The sequence below is a fragment of the Blautia parvula genome, assembly GCF_020215665.1.
Taxonomy (GTDB): domain Bacteria; phylum Bacillota; class Clostridia; order Lachnospirales; family Lachnospiraceae; genus Blautia; species Blautia celeris.
In genome coordinates this window covers 1261473-1278564 of record NZ_CP084061.1, presented here as the reverse complement: position 1 = coordinate 1278564, position 17092 = coordinate 1261473, and the positions used below count along the sequence as shown (strand labels likewise).

Sequence of the window (17092 nt, the reverse complement as noted above, 5' to 3'; positions counted from 1 at the left end):
GGATTCCCCACCGGAACGGAGAGGTTCATGAATGAAAAAAATAAAAACCTGCACAGGAGGGCAGCGATCATTACAGGCTGGGTATTTATCGCAGTCACAGCCTTTTTCTTTCTTGGCAGCCTGATCGCCAGAGACAGGACTTTTTCTGACAAGGAGAACAGAATGCTGGAACAGGCACCCGGTATCAATGGGGGACAGATCATATCCGGCAGATATGAGGAGAAGTTCGAGACGTATTTCACTGATCAGTTCCTGCTGCGGGATATGTGGATTGAGATGAAGGCCGGATTCGACCGGCTGATCGGCAGAGTGGAGTCAAACGGCGTCTATCTGGGAAAAGACGGATACCTGATAGAGAAGTTCACAGAACCCGACGGGAAAAACCTGAAGGAGACCTGCAGCGCCATGGGAGACTTCGCTAAGAGATATGGGGAAGTGAAGCAGTACGCCATGATAGTGCCTAATGCAGTGGAAATCCTCTCTGACAAGCTGCCTGCCTTCGCACCGGCAGCAGATCAGGGAAGGTATCTTGACACCCTCGGAAAAGAGCTGGAGGAGCAGGGAATTACGGTTCTGGATATGCGCGGCGTCCTGAAAAAGAACCGGGACAAGAAACTGTATTATAAGACAGACCATCACTGGACCACAGAGGCGGCGTATCTGGCGTTTCTGGAGGCAGGGAAGACCATGGGATACAATGGATCAGAGATCACATTTGACGCGCTGCCTGTCACAGGCGGATTCCAGGGTACACTGTCTGCAAAGAGCGGTTTTCGTTCAGGGGAGAAGGAGGAGCTGGAAGTCTTTCTGCCAAAGGACGGTTCCCCTTCTTCGGTGGTCAATTATGTGGATGAGCAGAAAAAGACAGCCAGCTTTTACGATACGGGAAAACTGGATACCAGAGACGGATACGCCTGTTTTCTGGGCGGCAACCATCCGCTTATCCGTATCGAGACACCTGTGCAGTCAGATAAGACACTTTTGGTGCTGAAGGATTCCTATGCCAACTGTTACCTGCCGTTTCTGGCGACCCAGTACCGGAAGATTGTGGCAGTGGACCCCAGATATTATTACGGGGATTTGGAAGAGCTGATGCAGGTGGAGGAGATACAGGAGGTTTTATATCTGTACAATGCCAATACTTTCTTTTCAGACACATCCCTGCAGATGGTTCTGAGGGAAAGCTGAGAGGGAGAGGGGCAAAAATACAGGGCTTTCGCCGGTATAGCTTTCAGTTATGATTTACATACTAATTAGTTATAACGCTTTAAATGCATTGACAAAATTTTGAATAGTTGATAGAATTACAAGAAAAGTTAAGCTGTTCCGTGAAAACGGGAGAGCATGGGAGAAGGTGCTGTATGAACAAAAGAATTTTATCTATTCTGGTTGAAAATACGGCCGGTGTTCTGAGCCGGGTCTCCGGTTTGTTCAGCCGACGCGGTTATAATATCGACAGTCTTTCCGTGGGTATCACAACGGATCCGAATTATTCCCGTATGACAGTTGTCTGCAGAGGGGATGAACTGATTCTGGAACAGATCACCAAGCAGGTGGAAAAGCTTGAAGACGTACTTACCGTGAAGGTGCTGAAGGACGGGCAGAGTGTCAACAGAGAATTGATTCTGGTGAAGGTCCGTGTGGAGCCTGAGCAGCGACCGAGTATCTCTTCAATCGTGGATATTTTCCGTGCCAATATTATTGATGTGGGCAAGGAATCCATGATCATTGAGCTTACCGGTACCAAGTCAAAGCTGGAAGCGTTTATTGACCTGCTGGAAGGCTATGAGATTCTGGAACTGGCAAGAACGGGTATCACCGGACTTTCCAGAGGTGTTGATGATGTCTTCTATTTAGAGGAAGACGAGGAGTAATTTTACATACGTTAGCTAGAGAATGATTTTTTATTCCCTAAGATAAAACAATATGCTAGGAGGAAATTAAAATGGCAGTAAAAATTTATTATCAGGAAGATTGCAACATGGCACTTTTAGAGGGCAAGAAAGTTGCGATCATCGGTTACGGCAGCCAGGGACATGCACATGCTCTGAACTTAAAAGAATCAGGTGTGGATGTTGTTGTCGGACTTTATGAAGGCAGCAAATCCTGGGCAAAAGCAGAGGCACAGGGATTAAAAGTTTATACAGCAGCAGAAGCTGCAAAACAGGCTGATGTCATCATGATTCTGATCAACGATGAGAAACAGGCAGCTATGTACAAAAAAGATGTTGAGCCGAACCTGGAAGAAGGTAATATGCTCATGTTCGCACACGGCTTTGCTATCCATTTCGGACAGATCAAACCGCCGGCTAACATTGACGTTACCATGATCGCTCCTAAGGGACCGGGTCATACAGTAAGAAGCGAGTATCAGGTAGGAAAAGGTGTTCCGTGTCTGGTAGCTGTACAGCAGGATTACACAGGAAAAGCAAAAGACAGAGCACTGGCTTACGCTGCAGCACTGGGCGGAGCAAGAGCAGGTGTTCTGGAGACTACTTTCAAAGTTGAGACTGAGACCGACCTGTTCGGTGAGCAGGCAGTTCTCTGCGGCGGTGTATGCGCACTGATGAAAGCCGGCTTCGAGACATTGGTAGAAGCAGGATATGCACCGGAGAACGCTTACTTTGAGTGTATCCATGAGATGAAACTGATCGTTGACCTGATCTACGAAAGCGGATTCCAGGGCATGCGTTATTCTATCTCCAATACTGCTGAGTATGGTGATTACATCACCGGACCTAAGATCATCACAGATGATACCAAGAAAGCTATGAAGAAGATCCTGTCCGATATCCAGGACGGTACTTTTGCAAAAGACTGGATTTCCGAGAACCAGACAGGCTGCATGCACTTCGGCGCTATGAGAAGAAGAGAAGCAGAGCATCAGTTAGAGGAAGTCGGAGCAGAGCTGCGTAAATTATACAGCTGGAACGACACAGGCAAACTGATCGAGAACTAAATGTTAATGTATAAATAAAAACAGCCGCCGGGTGAAGGAAGTATCCTTTTCCCGGCGGCTTTGCCGTGGGGCCGCTGCCCCGCAGTTATTCCTGTAATTATGGCCGTTTACTGTTATAAAAATCAATGAAATCCTTTACCGCTGTGGTCTGCTGCAGGTTATCCAGGAAAGCGAAGCCGATATTCCGCTTGTGGATCGGGAAGGGGAGGGGAATCTCCACCAGAGTCTTATCCCTCAGTTCTTTTTCTACGAACTGGCGGATGACACAGGCCACGCCCAGGCCGATCTTGGCAAATTCAATGAGCAGGTCCATGGTGGACACTTCCAGCAGGTTGTTTGTCTCAATGTGGTGCATGGAGAGGTAGTCATCTATATACTGGCGGGTCATATTTTCCTTGTCCAGCAGCATCAGAGTGGCTGTGTGGAAGATATCGTCCTTGTGGTTGGTGCGCAGGGACAGATTGTCCAGATAGGAACTGGTGCTGACGAAAATGTCCTCAATTTCCCCGAGAGAATCAAAATGTATGTGGTGAAGCCGTTCCGGTTCCCCGATAAGCCCCAGATCAATTTTGTTTTCCTTCAGAAGCTGCAGGGTATGGTTGGTGGACTGGCATTCAATGGTGATCTTCACATGTGGGTGCAGCTTGATGAATTCCTGCAGATAAGGAAGCAGCATATATTTGCAGAGGGTAGTGCTGACCCCGATATGTAAATGCCCGATTCCCAGGTCATTGATCTTCTTAATACGGGATTCTCCCATTTGTAGGGAATAGAAGGCTTTCTGCACATAGTCGTAGAGGATCTCCCCCTCCTCGGTGAGCTGGACGCCTCTGGAATTTCTGGAGAACAAAGTCACATCCAGACTCTGCTCCAGTTTGCGGATGGATTTGCTGATCGCCGGCTGGCTGATATAGAGCTGCTCTGCGGCTTTGGAAATATTACCCGCGTTGGCTACAGTGTAGAAGACGCGGTACAGGGATAAATTCTGCTCCATTTATAAAACCTCACTTCTGTATTTTATTTTACACCATATAAATAGGAGTTATGGCAGATATATTTAATATGTATTTCTATTATAACAAAAGATATGCTATGATAGCAATAGATGAAATCGATAGAACAAGGAGGAATACCCATGGGAATGACAATGACACAGAAAATTCTGGCTGCAGCAGCCGGCCTTGACAAAGTGGAAGCCGGACAGTTGATCGAGGCAGACCTGGATTTGGTACTGGGTAATGATATTACATCTCCTGTAGCAATTCACGAGATGGATAAAATGACCGTTAAGAATGTATTTGATAAAGACAAAATCGCGTTGGTTATGGACCACTTTATTCCGAACAAGGATATCAAATCAGCGGAACACTGCAAATGCGTGCGTGAATTCGCATGTAAGAATGAAATTACCAATTACTTCGATGTGGGAGAGATGGGCATTGAGCATGCGCTGCTTCCGGAAAAAGGCCTTACCGTGGCAGGTGACGTGGTGATCGGAGCGGACTCTCATACCTGTACCTACGGCGCGCTGGGCGCTTTCTCCACAGGCGTGGGAAGTACAGATATGGCAGCAGGCATGGCTACGGGAAAAGCCTGGTTCAAAGTACCGTCTGCCATCAGATTCAATATTGTAGGCAAACCGGCCAAATGGGTAAGCGGAAAAGACGTGATCTTACATATCATCGGCATGATCGGCGTGGACGGTGCTCTTTACAAATCCATGGAATTTGTAGGTGAAGGCATCAAAAACCTGAGCATGGATGACCGCTTCACTATTGCCAACATGGCAATTGAGGCAGGCGGAAAGAATGGAATCTTCCCGGTTGACGAGCAGACGGAAGCATATATGAAAGAACATTCCAAACGCCCGTATAAAGTTTACGAGGCAGATGCGGATGCGGTTTACGACGAAGAATATACCATTGATCTGAGCCAGCTGAAACCGACCATCGCATTCCCGCATTTGCCGGAAAATACAAAGACAATGGATGAGATCACAGAGGATGTGGTGATCGACCAGTCCGTGATCGGTTCCTGTACCAACGGCAGAATTGAAGACCTTCGCTGTGCAGCAGAGATATTAAAAGGCCGTAAAGTGAAAAAGGGCGTGCGCTGTATTATCATTCCTGCAACACAGAACATCTATCTGCAGGCAATGGATGAAGGACTTTTGAAGATCTTTATAGAAGCCGGCGCAGTTGTCAGCACTCCGACCTGCGGACCGTGCCTGGGCGGATATATGGGTATCCTGGCAGAGGGTGAGCGCTGCATTTCCACCACAAACAGAAACTTTGTGGGACGTATGGGACACGTGGACTCTGAAGTATATCTGGCAAGCCCGGCTGTGGCTGCGGCAAGCGCAGTAACCGGCAAAATTTCCGTTCCGGAAGAACTTGGATTATAGGAGGGTGAAGACATGAAAGCAAACGGAACAGTTTTTAAATATGGCGACAATGTGGATACGGATGTCATCATCCCGGCAAGATATCTGAATTCTTCCGATCCGGCAGAGCTGGCACAGCACTGTATGGAGGACATTGACAAGGAATTCGTGAAGAAGGTACAGAAGGGTGATATCATTGTGGCAAATAAGAACTTCGGCTGCGGTTCTTCCCGTGAGCATGCACCCATTGCCATCAAGGCAGCAGGGGTAAGCTGCGTCATTGCCGAGACCTTTGCCCGTATTTTCTACCGCAACTCTATCAATATCGGCCTGCCTATCATTGAGTGTCCGGAAGCGGCACAGAACATCGAAGCGGGAGATGAGGTGGAAGTGGATTTCGACAGCGGGATCATCACCAACAAGACAAAAGGAACCAGCTTCAAAGGCCAGGCATTCCCTGAGTTCATGCAGAAAATCATTAAGGCTGAAGGCCTGATCAATTACATTAACAGTCAGCAGTAAAACAGCAGGATATAAAACGGTCCATTTCGCCGGGAAAAGCGGGATGGGCCGTTTTTTATGTGCGTGGGGGGAGGTGATGGCTGCGATTCATTGGCTTCGGGATGGGCGGAATCAGGTTGTAAGAGGAATGAAAATATGATATTATTTTTGTACAGAGTTAGCAGAGGAAAGTGTATGATAAAAAACATGAAAAAGCAGACAAAATTCTATAACACACCAGATGCTCCAAAACCCAACCGTCCGATTCACATGGGTGCAGTTGGCATTATAAGAAATAACGGAAGGGTATTACTGGAACGCAGGACAGACGCAGATCGCTGGGCATTTATCGGCGGTGGCCTGAAAATGGAAGAATCGCTGGAGGAATGTGTGCAGAGGGAGGTAAGGGAAGAGACAGGACTTTGGGCAGACAGTCTAAAATTACTTAATGTATTTTCCTATCCTTACAGGATAGCTGCTTACCCGGATGGAAATATCGTGCGCATTATAACTGCGGTCTATGAGGTCTTTATAAAAGATTTTCAGGGACTTTGCTGCAGTGAGGAATCCAGAGAACTGCGTTTTTTTGAGACAGATGAATTATCGGGGCTTACAATTGCAGAGACGCATAAGGATATTCTTGAATATTATATGTTACATTTTGCATAAGAAAAGGAGGGAGAATGTGATAAAACGGAAAATGGCGGCCGCTTCTGTGCTGTCTGTATTATGCATTTCTATGGTGGTTGGGGTAGGAGTACATGTAAATAACAGCATAAAACCGGATTTGATCATACCAAAACGGGAAGAGATTATAAAAGAAGGGTATCCAAAGAACGAAGAAGGGCAAACCTATGGTATTGGAGGCGTTATATATGGAGATCCTGAACTGCTGCTGGCTATAGGGGAAGATGATGTACAGGGATATGTGAAAAGCACAGACCTGGTTGGAGACCTGCCGGAAAGTCCTGAGGAGGCTTTGGAATTAAATAAAATAAAATCTTTCCGTATACCTATGTATCTGCAGGACGGTAAAACAGTGATTGGGGAATTTGTTGTTGGGTCACCGGCAGATGAGGAGGAAAATTGACAGGAGGGCTGCATCAGCCCTCCTGTCAGTGTTTGGCCTCAAATATTAATTGGAAAATAAAATTCCGGCAGTCCGGTAGAATATGGCGCTATGTCATACTGCTGAAAATAAATAACCAGTTTTCCCGGCTCTAAATAAAAATTGTTGATACGAAATGTGTTATGCAAAAGCGTTTTATAGTCATCAAAATAAGTACCGGGATTCTCTTTTAATCTTCTGGCAATCTGGCTTTCCATGGATACCTGCAGCTGATGCAGGGAAGAAGGCGTAAGAGGATAAAAAGCTGTGAGCCGCAGCTTTTCTCCGCTGCTGAAATCCCATGTATCAGAAGTGCGTATTGTTTGCCCGTGGGCTCCGCCTGTATAAGTATATGTATCCGTATATAGGCTGGTGATGCATCCAGAATTATAGGTAATCTGGAAAATAACGTCCAGAGTATAAGCATTAAACGGGCGCGTGCCCTGTATGTATTCAAGGTCCTGTGCTGCCTGCGCAAATATCACATTCCTGCAGTAGTCCCGGGTGTTCTGGGCAAGTCGGAGATAGTAAGCATTTATGGCCTCGGCGGCTTTCACATTGCATGTGGTAGTAAAGGAAGGGTAGTTGATTTTATATGTTACGATCGGTATGTTTTTATATGATATGGTATCTGTTAAGGTATTTGTCGTGACTGTCTGCATATATACCACCTCACCGATTCATAATATAGATCATAAAATTAAGATACGCCGCGAATATACACCAGATGAGATAAGGAATTTGTAAATAAGCGGCAGCGGGGCTGATCTTATAAAACTGACAGATCATGACGATAATAACAAGAATCAACGCCAGCAGCCATATAAATGCAAGAAAATACTGGGAGAAACCAAAGAAAATAATGCTCCAGAAGAAATTGAAAAGCAATTGAACAGCGTATGTCCTAAGCGCCCTGCGCCTGCCCGGATTATTGGATTCATAGATGAGGTAGGAAGAAATTCCCATTAAAATGTAAAGTATTGTCCACACAACCGGAAATATAAAAGCCGGCGGACTGAGGGCTGGCTTGTTTATCATGTCATACATAGAACGGTTTCCGCTGATCAGGGTAGACAGAGAACCAATGGCCAGCGGAAGCAGGATGGAGATAACAAAAGAGCTTCTGTTTTCTTTACTCATATCTGTAATGTACTCCCTGTACGGGTATTTACTAAAACATATGCGTTTTTTTGATTACTTATGAGAAGTGTTTGAAAGCTAATCCGTTTTCTTTATTTTATCACCGCCGCAGATTTCTTTGTGTACAAGGATGGTGTTCAAGGTGTCGCCAAGCTGGGAAAAACCGCAGCCAAGATCTCTAATTTGTCCTCTGTGCAGTTTTGAGAAAGAGCACAGGCCGCTGTAGATATAAAAGTAACAAGTTCACAGGAATTCATTATTATCATCTCTGCTTTATTATTATGCAGAAACAGCGGTAAAGTGATATATTCGGGAAAATTCCGCTTTATTCAAACCGGCAGGCTGGTAAAATATAATGTATAGAGAAAGAATTCGTGGTGGAGCGGCATAGGAAAACAATTGTTATGAGTAAAAAATTGGATAACAGTTATAAAGTGCAGAAGTAACGGAAACCGATAAAAAGCAGATTTATCAAAGGAATGTATATGGAATTTTATTTTAAATTGAAAGGCGGGAAAATGCACCTATACAGGGAAAACGGCATTTTTGATGATGATTTAGGGGAACTGGAAGAAACGTTTACCGGGAAGTTGAGAACGCATAATATATTTGGTGAAAACTTTGAACTGGAAGATATATCCGGTTTCTTTTCAAAAGGAAAACGTTTTTCAATCAAGAGTACCAAAGGGTTAAAGGGGGTTATCGAGAAGAAGGGATTTGGCGATAAATATGTTCTGAAAGAATAGATATATGGAATTTTAGTGGATGCTGCAAAATATGCTGTGCAATATTCAGTGTGTAATTTGCAGTATAAAGAGGAGGTCTGATATGGGTAAAAAAGGTTATAGTGAAAAGGGATTCTTTGAAAGTTGGAAGCACTATGATGACTGAATATTGAAAAAATAAAGAGATCATGTTGAGACTATGAAGAAAAGTCTGTAAATAAGATTCTTCTATGATAATGAGTGGTGAAAAGTCTTAAGAATAGGCTTTTCACCCTTACTTTATATATAACAGTTACAAAAAGGCATGTCAACAGCAGGCGGTAAATCCGCCTGTTATTTGCTCATGTTCAATCACTCCGGAAGCCGTCCTTCGTACATGATACTTAATTCTCCATACACCTGAGCCCAGTTCCGGATGGTTGTGGTCCATTTCTTTGTAGCCTCAAAGGTTGCTAAATATAACGCTTTGAGCAACGCTGTGTCGCTTGGAAATACGCTTCTCTGGCGGTTCAGCTTTCGATAAGTGGAATTCAGCGATTCAATGGCATTTGTCGTATATATGACCTTCCTGACCATTGCTGAAAACTTGAAAATTGGGGATATGGCATCCCAGTTATCCTTCCAGCGCTTCATGGAATTCGGATATTTGGGCGTCCATTTTTCTGTTACCCGGTCAAGTGCTGCCAGCGCCTTTTTTTCATCAGCTGCCTGGTAGATGGTCTTTAGATCTGCAGCAAATGCCTTCCTGTCTTTATCTGGAACATATTTTAATGTGTTTCTTACCTGATGGACAATGCATCTCTGATATTCTGTTTTGGGGAATGCGGCAGCAATGGCTTCCTTTATTCCCGTAAGGCCGTCCGCACAGATGATGAGGATGTCTTTTACCCCCCGGTTCTTCAGTTCATTTAAAACAGACAGCCAGTATTTTGAACTTTCATTCTCTCCCACATGGATTGTCAGTACCTCTTTCTTTCCTTCTGTATTGATCCCAAGGATGACATAGGCGGCAAGCTTGCGGATCACACCATTGTCACGGACAGAATAGTGGATGGCGTCAATGTAAAGGATGGGATAGACATTATCCAGAGGACGGTTCTGCCAGTCTTCGATCTGAGGAAGGATCTTGTCTGTAACATCAGAAATAAATCCTTCCGAGGTCTCAAATCCGTAGATATCTTCAATAGCTTCAGATATCTGCCGGGTAGTCATTCCCTTCGCATACATGGAGATGATCTTCTGGTCAATATCAGAAATGTCTTTCTGGCGTTTTTTGACCACCTGTGGTTCAAAGGTAGATTTTCGGTCTTGCGGCACATCGATTTCCATGGAACCGAAACTACTGTTGACCCGTTTTCGTTTGTAACCGTTCCGGTAATCATCATTGTCTGAGCGTTCCGATTTTTGATATCCCAGGTGATCATCCAGCTCAGCCTCCATCATTTCCTTGATGGTTCCGCCAAGAAGATCTTTCAGGGCATCCTGAATGTCTTCAGCTGTCTGAATATCGTATTCTTCCAAAAGCTGATGGATAATGCTGCGCTTTCCTTCCGTCATTTGTACTCTGTGTACTGGTTTCTTTTGTCTTGCCATAATAAAAGGCCCTCCTATGATTTTTATTTTATCATAGAAGAACCTTATAAATCCTATTTTACAGAAAAAGTTTCACACTCTCATCATGTTCGATTACTCTGGAAGCCGTCCTTCGTACATGATACTTAATTCTCCATACACCTGAGCCCAGTTCCGGATGGTTGTGGTCCATTTCTTTGTGGCCTCAAATTGGGGATATGGCATCCCAGTTATCCTTCCAGGGCTTCATGGGATTCGGATATTTGGGCGTCCATTTTTCTGTTACCCGGTCAAGTGCTGCCAGCGCCTTTTTTTCATCAGCTGCCTGGTAGATGAGTCTTTGCAATCAGTTCATCAAGAGCTTGTGCGCCAGTAGGATTCACTTCAGGAGTAATCTGTACCCGCATCCCTTTGAGTTCATCGACGCGCCATGACAATTTTTCAGCAGACATTGTACTAATGTCAGCGTCGAAATCAAAGTTAGGGTTGATCTCCTTATTTTCTTGTAGATGTTTAAGAAGTTCAATTCCTTCTTTAGCTGAATTAGATAAATTGTCTAATCCATTTGTATCCACTTCAGGAGCAATGTCAATCAGGCCGAGGTCAGACAGGACATTATTGAATTGTTCTGCTTGGTCAGCACTGACACCAAGTACATCCATGGTGTTTTCCAATGCTTGTTCCATTTCTTTACCTTGCGCATACTGCCCATCGGATAAATCTATGGATTTTAATTGTTCAGATGTGTATCCTGATAATGAAGTGGTTGCTGATTTTAATGCAACATCTTGACCTTCATATGCAGACTGTACTTTTTCAGATATTTCGGCATATTGAGCTTCAGCCTCTTCGTTTCCGTTAAAATTTCTGTTTGTAGGAGTTTCTAGTGCCTTTTGATATGAATCTGCAACCTTATCGACAGCATCGTCTTTAACAGACAGGTCAGCTTTGAGTTCAATATTATATTCACCTGCAGTTTCTTTGATTTGTTCTGCAAGTTTGTCGGCAACAAGAGTAGTATTCTTGCCATAGGTATTCTCTTTGAGGATTTGTTTACGTTCAATTGCAAGAGTATTTACTGTACTTCTTGCACCTTCTATTTCGTTATTATAGGTGTCAGCTTCTCTTTCGGCCAATAACTGTATAACATCCGCAGTTTCTTGTATATCTTGTTTGAGTCCGGCAATCTTATCTTTTTGTGCGTCAATAGCGGTCTGATTCCCAAAAGTCATTCCTTCAGAAGTCTCGTATTGACCAGCTTTGGTCGGTTCCGCATAATGTGCTCCAGCCTCGGCTAACTCTCCAGCCAAATCTTTGATATGCTCTTTTACTTGGTCAACCGTAGCAACAAAGTTATTGGAAAAACCATAATCCTCCAAACGACCAAACATAGCCATAAATGGTTCAAAACCAATACCCATCCGTTGCGCAGCATCTTCAAGGTCGGCTATATTGTACTGCCATTTTTCAAATGATTGACCGCTTGCATCAACTGCAGGAACTTATTCAGAAAATCCTTTCGTTCGGAGATCTTCCAAGAAGTTTTTACATCCAGATGCATCATCTGTTAAATAGCGAACTGCTTTTTCATAATTTTCTATGAAGTTGACAGGATTGTCTGCTCCAGAAGAAGAAAGCCATTTTGCTATGGATTTGAAATCATCAGTGCCGACAAGTCCTTTGGCGTAAAGTTCCTGAGCTGTTTTTATTTGAGAAACCATTTTCTCATAATTGCTACCTGCATTCGGTGTTTCAGCGGCTTTTGTTGCTTCGTCTAACAGAGGAGTAGCATTTAAATCAACAGCAGCTTGTTTGGCTTCATAGAGAGCCATTTTCAATTCCTGCGCATTGTGGATATCTTTTTCAGACACCAGTTGACCAGCTAAATTTAAATCATCTACAGATAAACCTTTTACAGCGTCTTCACCAAATTTGGCAACAAAATTGGCATAATTGGTTCCCAATTCATCAAGAACATCATTGAAGTCCATACCTTCTTTGATTTGTTTTTGGCTGATACCTTTTATTTTGGAACCGATTGTCTTTGTCAAAGAATTTACTTGTGTAGCATATTCGCAGAAGGACATTTGCGATTTTTGGTGTCAAGTTCAAAGAGCTGACCGATAGCATCCTGTACATCAGAGTTTTTTAAACTTTTGACAACATTCTTCGTCCAATTTTTGATTTTTTCTTCTGAATCGAGATATTTACTTATAGTCTCAGTGCTAAAAGAGCCGATGGTGGATTACATTAATGTATCTATATTAGCAGCCTTCTTATCAGTGGTATTGATGATCATTTTATAATAATCATCATTAGCATTTAGAAAATCAGCAGTACCTGACTGACAGTATTCGCCATTTCTGTTTATTTGGCTTCTGATTCGTCTGTTTTAGCAATAATTAAATTAATATTCTTGACAACAGATTTTGAGTCGTATTTTTTCAGACCTGCCTGTTTTAAAGTGTACTTCCAGTTCAGATTTGTTAACCCTTCATCAATTGCAACAGTATCCAAGTAATCATGGATATTTTTTTTCTTTATCCCCATTCTTTTCGTAAGCATCACGTATGCCTTTGATTTGATTTTGTTGCTTTGTTCCAGATTCTCGCCAAAGGTATTTTCTAGATTGGTCAGTCTGAGCTTTGAAAACTCGCAGTAAAATACCTGTCTTTTTGATGTTCCTTTGATATTCCTGTAATTCGGCAGATCGAAATGCGTCATTTAAAGAAGCGGTATTTGACGCAACTGTCAGAATAGGCTGACCAAGATCATTATATCCTTTTACAAGAGACGGAAGAGTAGAAGCTAAACTGGGTGCAAGTGATTGGTATTCGGCAAATTCCTGAGCAGACAAGGAAAGATTGTGTCCCGTAGAATCTACGCCTTCTTGTAATGTAGCCTTACCATGCTCTACTGTAGTAAAATAGCGCTTGGAAGCAGAATCCATGTCTTTATTAGTTCGTGCCCATGTATGTCCACCTTCATTAAGCAGCAGTATCCTTTCAGGTATATACCTTAACGTCAGATATAGTATTGCGCACTATATGGAGCAGATATTTCTATCCGGCGATTTACGGTATGTTAAAAAAACACTTTAAAGTATCAAGTTCCAAAAATATTCCCACAAAATCTTTAGAAGAAGCAAAAAGATTAGTCTATAACTGGAGACCTTCTGATTGTTTTATTCTGGCAAAAACAAATGAAATGATTGAAGAATATGACAAAGGTATTCTGTGTGAGAAGAAATCCAGGGTGTTTACGGAATGGCTTGACATGTCTGACGATGGACGAAATAACATTTTTGCGGGTAGATAGTATTATAAATTCAAATAAATAAAGGGACTAATGAATCCGATGTGGTTGAAAGAATAGCTACGTCGGCTTTTACTTGCAAAATATGTACAATATTTACAAAAATAACTTGTAAAAATATGGGATTAATGGTAATATATACATATAAAAATAATAATAGTATTAAAAAATAATAATATTAAAAGAGAATAGTGTTAAAAGAGATTAATGTGTTTTGAGATGTACTATAAAATTGAAAGCAGGTGATTCCAATGGAGAGGTAAGTAATAAAAAATATTGCGAATAGATAAAAAGAGAAAAGAGTGGATTTATATTATTTACATGAATCTTGTAACTTGAAAATACGTTTTCTAAAAAGGAGAATGAATATATGAAGTTAAAAATGAAAATAATAAGCACCTTAGCCATATTCTCAATGCTTTGCACACCCATGTCTGTCGCTGCAGATGCATCCTCACCAGAAAATAATGAGGATATTAATATTCGTATAATAAGCGAAGAAAAAATGTCTGATGAAGAGATTCAGGAATACAATGCGAAAGAACACGTAAATATTGGATTAACAGAACAAAGCTCAACGGGTATTGTTCCTTATGGGATAGGCATACCAACTACGAAGTATAACATATCCACTACAACTGCCTACAATTTTGCTGGTAGCTCAACAAGCGGCAACTTATATACAAACTACTATTTTTCTGGATATGAGAAGTATTATGTTCAAATTAAAAACTATTCAGACACAACATTAACAGCAAAAGTAAAAACATTTTTTAGCACAAAGAAGACATTGACTGTAAAACCAGGAAATACAATTTATGCAGAAGTGAGTGGATTTTCTACAAGTAGCAATGTATATATTTTATTTGAAGCTCCTTCAGATTTCTCAGGGTGGATTAAAGCATTAGATTAAAGGCTTATTGCTCATATATCACTCTATGCGGCCCGTTACAATGAAAATCTAATCCCTAGCATGTCTGGGGATTAGTACCGTTAGAAATATATATTTTTTGGAAAGGCCATTAATCAGATCATTTTCACTCTATACTCTTAAGCAATATTAGGAAGGTGTTATATGGGAAAAAAGAATCTTTCAAGGCGTGGAGGTATTTTATGTCAGCGACTCTTTTGAAATTCTTCGCATTATTTTTTATGACATTAGACCATATATATGATTATTTTCCTGGCTCTCCTCTTTTTTTTAAGTGGATAGGAAGGATATCAGCACCTATTTTTTTGTTTTTATCATGTGAAAGTTATCGCCACACTAGTAAAAAAATAAAATACATGATTAGGCTTTACATATCAAGTTTATTAATGGGGATTATTAACTTTTGGAGCCTTTCTAAATATAAAGATATACCTAATAATATTTTTAGAACATTATTAATAGCTGTTTTATCATATTATATCTATGATAAGATAAAAGAAAAAAAGTACAAATATTTTTATGTCTATACCATTTGGCAGCTATTTGCATACATATTTATGGTTTGCATATTACAAATTTCCAAGTTTAACGAAGAATTTATCGTACGTGTTGTAGCACCATTACTGGGAAGTGTATTTTATGTCGAAGGTGGATTGTTATTTATAATTCTGTCTTTATTATTTTATATTTTTCATAATCGTAAACTACTATTATCTTTATCATTCACTGGATTTGCAGTAACATATACAGCATTGTTTCAATTTAACATATTAGAAAGAACAAGAAATTATTTGGACCGCATATCAGGGCATATTCTTGGTGAAATATTTTTTTTTATATCTGTTACCATATTAAATATTGCACCAATGAATATTTATGAACATTCTCTATTATATGATAATTATGTCTGGATGATGTTATTGTCTATTCCATTCATTCTTTCATATAATGGAAAAAGGGGTATTGGGATGAGGTATTTTTTTTATCTCTATTATCCACTTCATTTAATTATATTAAGTATTATTTCATTTGAGTTTTCTGTATCATAATGAAAAAGTTTTGTACATAAAAAAGCAAATACTTATAGTTTGGGTAAAATTGAAGTCTTATAATGTATTCATACGTCTTTGACGTAAATACATTTAAAGGAGGTCATCTTTTATGACTAATTATCGAGTTATCGAGAGATTATCAGGCTTGCCAGCCTGAATCTCAGCCAAACCAATATCGCACTCAGTTGCGGTGTCTCCAAGAAAACGGACAATAAGGTTCTGAAGGCGGCACGGGAGCAAAATATCTCATGGCCGCTTGATGCAAACCAGATTGATTCGGTAATCGAGCAGCTGTTGTTCCCCAAACAGAATGGTAAGCAGGCTCATACCAACAAACGGATGCCGGATTCCGGATTACGCTCACATCCGCAAGGAACTGCTACGAAACGGCGTGAACAAAAAGCTCCTATGGACAGAATACCTTGAGGAATGTGCTTCTATCCAGTGATTGGATTTCATATCCGGAAAAGCCTCTGCGCATCCGTACATACTGCATGGAAGAACGGCAGCAAATATATATGCCGGTATATCCCTGCCACTGGCGGCATCATAAACCTTGAGGAGAAGTGAGAGAATGAGAGCATCAGCAGAAATGATATTTTATGCAGATGAAATAGAAGAACTTTTTGAAGTATTAGAAAAGGGATATCAATCAAATGGTAATATCGTTAATTTGGGATTAATATGCAACTTTGATTTGGGATTAAGGGGAGGTGAGCTATGTGCCTTAAAATGGCTAGATATTAATTGGATAAATGAGACGCTTTTTGTTCAAAGGCAAGAATGTACTACTGGTGAAGTGGTTGATTATGTGAAATCTGATAGCTCGGCTGGCTATAGTGAGCTGTATTTGACGGATGGCGTTATGCAGATCTTTAAAAGGATAAAAAATGAATAAAAAGTTTTATCTGAGTATTTATTTTCAAATCCAGATAGTAGTAGAGCGGTTAAAGATCAATTTGAACATAGGTTAACAAAAGCTGAACTGGCATTAGGATGGAAAACAGGAAAGTTAAAATATTCTCATTGTATACGGCGTACTGTGGCATCGCGAATGAATGTAGATGGATGGTCACTAGAAGAGATCAGAAGATGGCTAGGACATACAAGTAAAGAAACAACATTAAAATATATTTTTAATCCCTATCGACAAGACGAGATGAAGGAGAAGCGAAAAAAAACATCCATATTACAAAATAATAAAAACTGTCTTCAAAATAATGATTCATTTTAAAAATAAAAAAATACTGGAGAACCACATAAACAGCAGCCTCCAGTATCTTAATTATTAATCGGGGCAACAGGATTTGAACCTGCGACCTCACGGCCCCCAGCCGTGCGCGCTACCAAGCTACGCCATACCCCGTAACGATTATTTATTATAACAGAATTTTTGGAAAATGCAA

20 protein-coding genes, 1 tRNA gene and 1 pseudogene are annotated in these 17092 nt (G+C 41.3%); 13 read left to right on the top strand and 9 right to left on the bottom strand.

Translation table 11 applies throughout. The features are described from left to right. Positions 1-27: 27 nt before the first annotated feature. The 3 genes from LC508_RS06060 to ilvC all read left to right on the top strand — a co-directional run bounded on the left by LC508_RS06060 (position 28) and on the right by ilvC (position 2959). Complete coding sequence (locus LC508_RS06060; RefSeq protein ID WP_103732083.1) at positions 28-1188, top strand: DHHW family protein; 1161 nt, start codon at positions 28-30, stop codon at positions 1186-1188. A gap of 173 nt (positions 1189-1361) precedes the next feature. Beyond that, a complete protein-coding gene (gene ilvN / locus LC508_RS06055; RefSeq protein ID WP_033140411.1) occupies positions 1362-1874 on the top strand; it encodes an acetolactate synthase small subunit in 513 nt (170 codons plus the stop codon). 71 nt (positions 1875-1945) lie between these two features. Further along, a complete protein-coding gene (gene ilvC, locus LC508_RS06050) occupies positions 1946-2959 on the top strand; it encodes a ketol-acid reductoisomerase (protein WP_033140410.1) in 1014 nt (337 codons plus the stop codon). 97 nt (positions 2960-3056) lie between these two features. On the opposite strand, the gene LC508_RS06045 is transcribed toward ilvC, so the two are convergent. Then, positions 3057-3953 (bottom strand): LysR family transcriptional regulator, encoded by an 897-nt coding sequence (locus tag LC508_RS06045; RefSeq protein WP_033140409.1) that lies wholly within the window; start codon positions 3951-3953, stop codon positions 3057-3059. A gap of 141 nt (positions 3954-4094) precedes the next feature. Here LC508_RS06045 and leuC point away from each other — a divergent pair, with 141 nt between their 5' ends. The 4 genes from leuC (at position 4095) to LC508_RS06025 (ending at position 6933) form a co-directional block, all read left to right on the top strand. Continuing rightward, positions 4095-5363 carry a 3-isopropylmalate dehydratase large subunit gene (gene leuC, locus LC508_RS06040; RefSeq protein ID WP_103732976.1) on the top strand — a complete coding sequence of 423 codons (1269 nt, stop codon included), beginning with the start codon at positions 4095-4097 and terminating at the stop codon, positions 5361-5363. A 12-nt stretch (positions 5364-5375) separates the two neighbouring features. Then, the gene (gene leuD / locus LC508_RS06035) at positions 5376-5864 is read left to right on the top strand and encodes a 3-isopropylmalate dehydratase small subunit (RefSeq protein ID WP_033140407.1); all 489 of its coding nucleotides are present in this window, start codon (positions 5376-5378) and stop codon (positions 5862-5864) included. A 174-nt stretch (positions 5865-6038) separates the two neighbouring features. Beyond that, positions 6039-6512 (top strand): NUDIX domain-containing protein, encoded by a 474-nt coding sequence (locus LC508_RS06030; RefSeq protein WP_054351172.1) that lies wholly within the window; start codon positions 6039-6041, stop codon positions 6510-6512. A gap of 16 nt (positions 6513-6528) precedes the next feature. Further along, the gene (locus LC508_RS06025) at positions 6529-6933 is read left to right on the top strand and encodes a hypothetical protein (protein WP_054351173.1); all 405 of its coding nucleotides are present in this window, start codon (positions 6529-6531) and stop codon (positions 6931-6933) included. Positions 6934-6971: 38 nt separating this feature from the next. Here the strand turns inward: LC508_RS06025 and LC508_RS06020 are convergent, their stop codons facing one another. From LC508_RS06020 to LC508_RS28710, 3 genes are all read right to left on the bottom strand, one after another. Then, the gene (locus LC508_RS06020) at positions 6972-7613 is read right to left on the bottom strand and encodes a DUF3298 and DUF4163 domain-containing protein (protein WP_103732975.1); all 642 of its coding nucleotides are present in this window, start codon (positions 7611-7613) and stop codon (positions 6972-6974) included. A gap of 10 nt (positions 7614-7623) precedes the next feature. Continuing rightward, positions 7624-8091, bottom strand: a complete 468-nt coding sequence (locus LC508_RS06015; RefSeq protein ID WP_033140404.1) for a TspO/MBR family protein — start codon at positions 8089-8091, stop codon at positions 7624-7626. A 78-nt stretch (positions 8092-8169) separates the two neighbouring features. Next, positions 8170-8274, bottom strand: coding sequence for a DUF6774 domain-containing protein (locus LC508_RS28710; protein ID WP_390425987.1), 105 nt, complete (start codon positions 8272-8274; stop codon positions 8170-8172). Positions 8275-8576: 302 nt separating this feature from the next. Between LC508_RS28710 and LC508_RS06010 the strand changes: the two genes are divergently transcribed. Next, the gene (locus LC508_RS06010) at positions 8577-8837 is read left to right on the top strand and encodes a hypothetical protein (protein WP_147396166.1); all 261 of its coding nucleotides are present in this window, start codon (positions 8577-8579) and stop codon (positions 8835-8837) included. Positions 8838-9167: 330 nt separating this feature from the next. On the opposite strand, the gene LC508_RS06005 is transcribed toward LC508_RS06010, so the two are convergent. The 4 genes from LC508_RS06005 to LC508_RS05985 all read right to left on the bottom strand — a co-directional run bounded on the left by LC508_RS06005 (position 9168) and on the right by LC508_RS05985 (position 13338). Then, on the bottom strand, positions 9168-10409 hold the full coding sequence (locus tag LC508_RS06005) for an IS256 family transposase (protein ID WP_225305313.1): 1242 nt from the start codon (positions 10407-10409) through the stop codon (positions 9168-9170). Positions 10410-10705: 296 nt separating this feature from the next. Next, complete coding sequence (locus LC508_RS05995) at positions 10706-11809, bottom strand: hypothetical protein (RefSeq protein WP_103733095.1); 1104 nt, start codon at positions 11807-11809, stop codon at positions 10706-10708. An 81-nt stretch (positions 11810-11890) separates the two neighbouring features. Beyond that, complete coding sequence (locus tag LC508_RS05990) at positions 11891-12439, bottom strand: hypothetical protein (RefSeq protein WP_103733094.1); 549 nt, start codon at positions 12437-12439, stop codon at positions 11891-11893. Positions 12440-12909: 470 nt separating this feature from the next. Next, positions 12910-13338 carry a hypothetical protein gene (locus LC508_RS05985; protein WP_146051803.1) on the bottom strand — a complete coding sequence of 143 codons (429 nt, stop codon included), beginning with the start codon at positions 13336-13338 and terminating at the stop codon, positions 12910-12912. 86 nt (positions 13339-13424) lie between these two features. Here LC508_RS05985 and LC508_RS05980 point away from each other — a divergent pair, with 86 nt between their 5' ends. The 5 genes and pseudogenes from LC508_RS05980 to LC508_RS28530 all read left to right on the top strand — a co-directional run. Then, positions 13425-13706 (top strand): ORF6C domain-containing protein, encoded by a 282-nt coding sequence (locus tag LC508_RS05980; RefSeq protein ID WP_225305330.1) that lies wholly within the window; start codon positions 13425-13427, stop codon positions 13704-13706. Positions 13707-14073: 367 nt separating this feature from the next. Continuing rightward, on the top strand, positions 14074-14616 hold the full coding sequence (locus LC508_RS05975; RefSeq protein ID WP_054351179.1) for a hypothetical protein: 543 nt from the start codon (positions 14074-14076) through the stop codon (positions 14614-14616). A 200-nt stretch (positions 14617-14816) separates the two neighbouring features. Further along, the gene (locus LC508_RS05970; protein WP_033140398.1) at positions 14817-15683 is read left to right on the top strand and encodes a TraX family protein; all 867 of its coding nucleotides are present in this window, start codon (positions 14817-14819) and stop codon (positions 15681-15683) included. A gap of 577 nt (positions 15684-16260) precedes the next feature. Further along, positions 16261-16584 carry a site-specific integrase gene (locus tag LC508_RS05965; protein WP_225305329.1) on the top strand — a complete coding sequence of 108 codons (324 nt, stop codon included), beginning with the start codon at positions 16261-16263 and terminating at the stop codon, positions 16582-16584. Positions 16585-16605: 21 nt separating this feature from the next. Next, positions 16606-16920, top strand: a pseudogene (locus tag LC508_RS28530) (site-specific integrase); the annotation flags it as partial. 58 nt (positions 16921-16978) lie between these two features. Here LC508_RS28530 and LC508_RS05955 read toward each other — a convergent pair. Then, positions 16979-17052, bottom strand: a tRNA-Pro gene (locus LC508_RS05955). Between the last annotated feature and the right edge of the window lie 40 nt (positions 17053-17092).

Coding starts and splice junctions, on each gene's coding strand:
- LC508_RS05970 (WP_033140398.1), top strand. CDS start 14,817: ATGTCAGCGACTCTTTTGAAATTCTTCGCATTATTTTTTATGACATTA.
- leuC (WP_103732976.1), top strand. CDS start 4,095: ATGGGAATGACAATGACACAGAAAATTCTGGCTGCAGCAGCCGGCCTT.
- LC508_RS06020 (WP_103732975.1), bottom strand. CDS start 7,613: ATGCAGACAGTCACGACAAATACCTTAACAGATACCATATCATATAAA.
- LC508_RS05965 (WP_225305329.1), top strand. CDS start 16,261: ATGAGAGCATCAGCAGAAATGATATTTTATGCAGATGAAATAGAAGAA.
- LC508_RS05975 (WP_054351179.1), top strand. CDS start 14,074: ATGAAGTTAAAAATGAAAATAATAAGCACCTTAGCCATATTCTCAATG.
- LC508_RS06045 (WP_033140409.1), bottom strand. CDS start 3,953: ATGGAGCAGAATTTATCCCTGTACCGCGTCTTCTACACTGTAGCCAAC.
- LC508_RS05995 (WP_103733095.1), bottom strand. CDS start 11,809: ATGGGTATTGGTTTTGAACCATTTATGGCTATGTTTGGTCGTTTGGAG.
- ilvN (WP_033140411.1), top strand. CDS start 1,362: ATGAACAAAAGAATTTTATCTATTCTGGTTGAAAATACGGCCGGTGTT.
- LC508_RS06015 (WP_033140404.1), bottom strand. CDS start 8,091: ATGAGTAAAGAAAACAGAAGCTCTTTTGTTATCTCCATCCTGCTTCCG.
- LC508_RS06060 (WP_103732083.1), top strand. CDS start 28: ATGAATGAAAAAAATAAAAACCTGCACAGGAGGGCAGCGATCATTACA.
- LC508_RS06005 (WP_225305313.1), bottom strand. CDS start 10,409: ATGGCAAGACAAAAGAAACCAGTACACAGAGTACAAATGACGGAAGGA.
- LC508_RS05985 (WP_146051803.1), bottom strand. CDS start 13,338: ATGGATTCTGCTTCCAAGCGCTATTTTACTACAGTAGAGCATGGTAAG.
- leuD (WP_033140407.1), top strand. CDS start 5,376: ATGAAAGCAAACGGAACAGTTTTTAAATATGGCGACAATGTGGATACG.
- LC508_RS06030 (WP_054351172.1), top strand. CDS start 6,039: ATGATAAAAAACATGAAAAAGCAGACAAAATTCTATAACACACCAGAT.
- LC508_RS06010 (WP_147396166.1), top strand. CDS start 8,577: ATGGAATTTTATTTTAAATTGAAAGGCGGGAAAATGCACCTATACAGG.
- ilvC (WP_033140410.1), top strand. CDS start 1,946: ATGGCAGTAAAAATTTATTATCAGGAAGATTGCAACATGGCACTTTTA.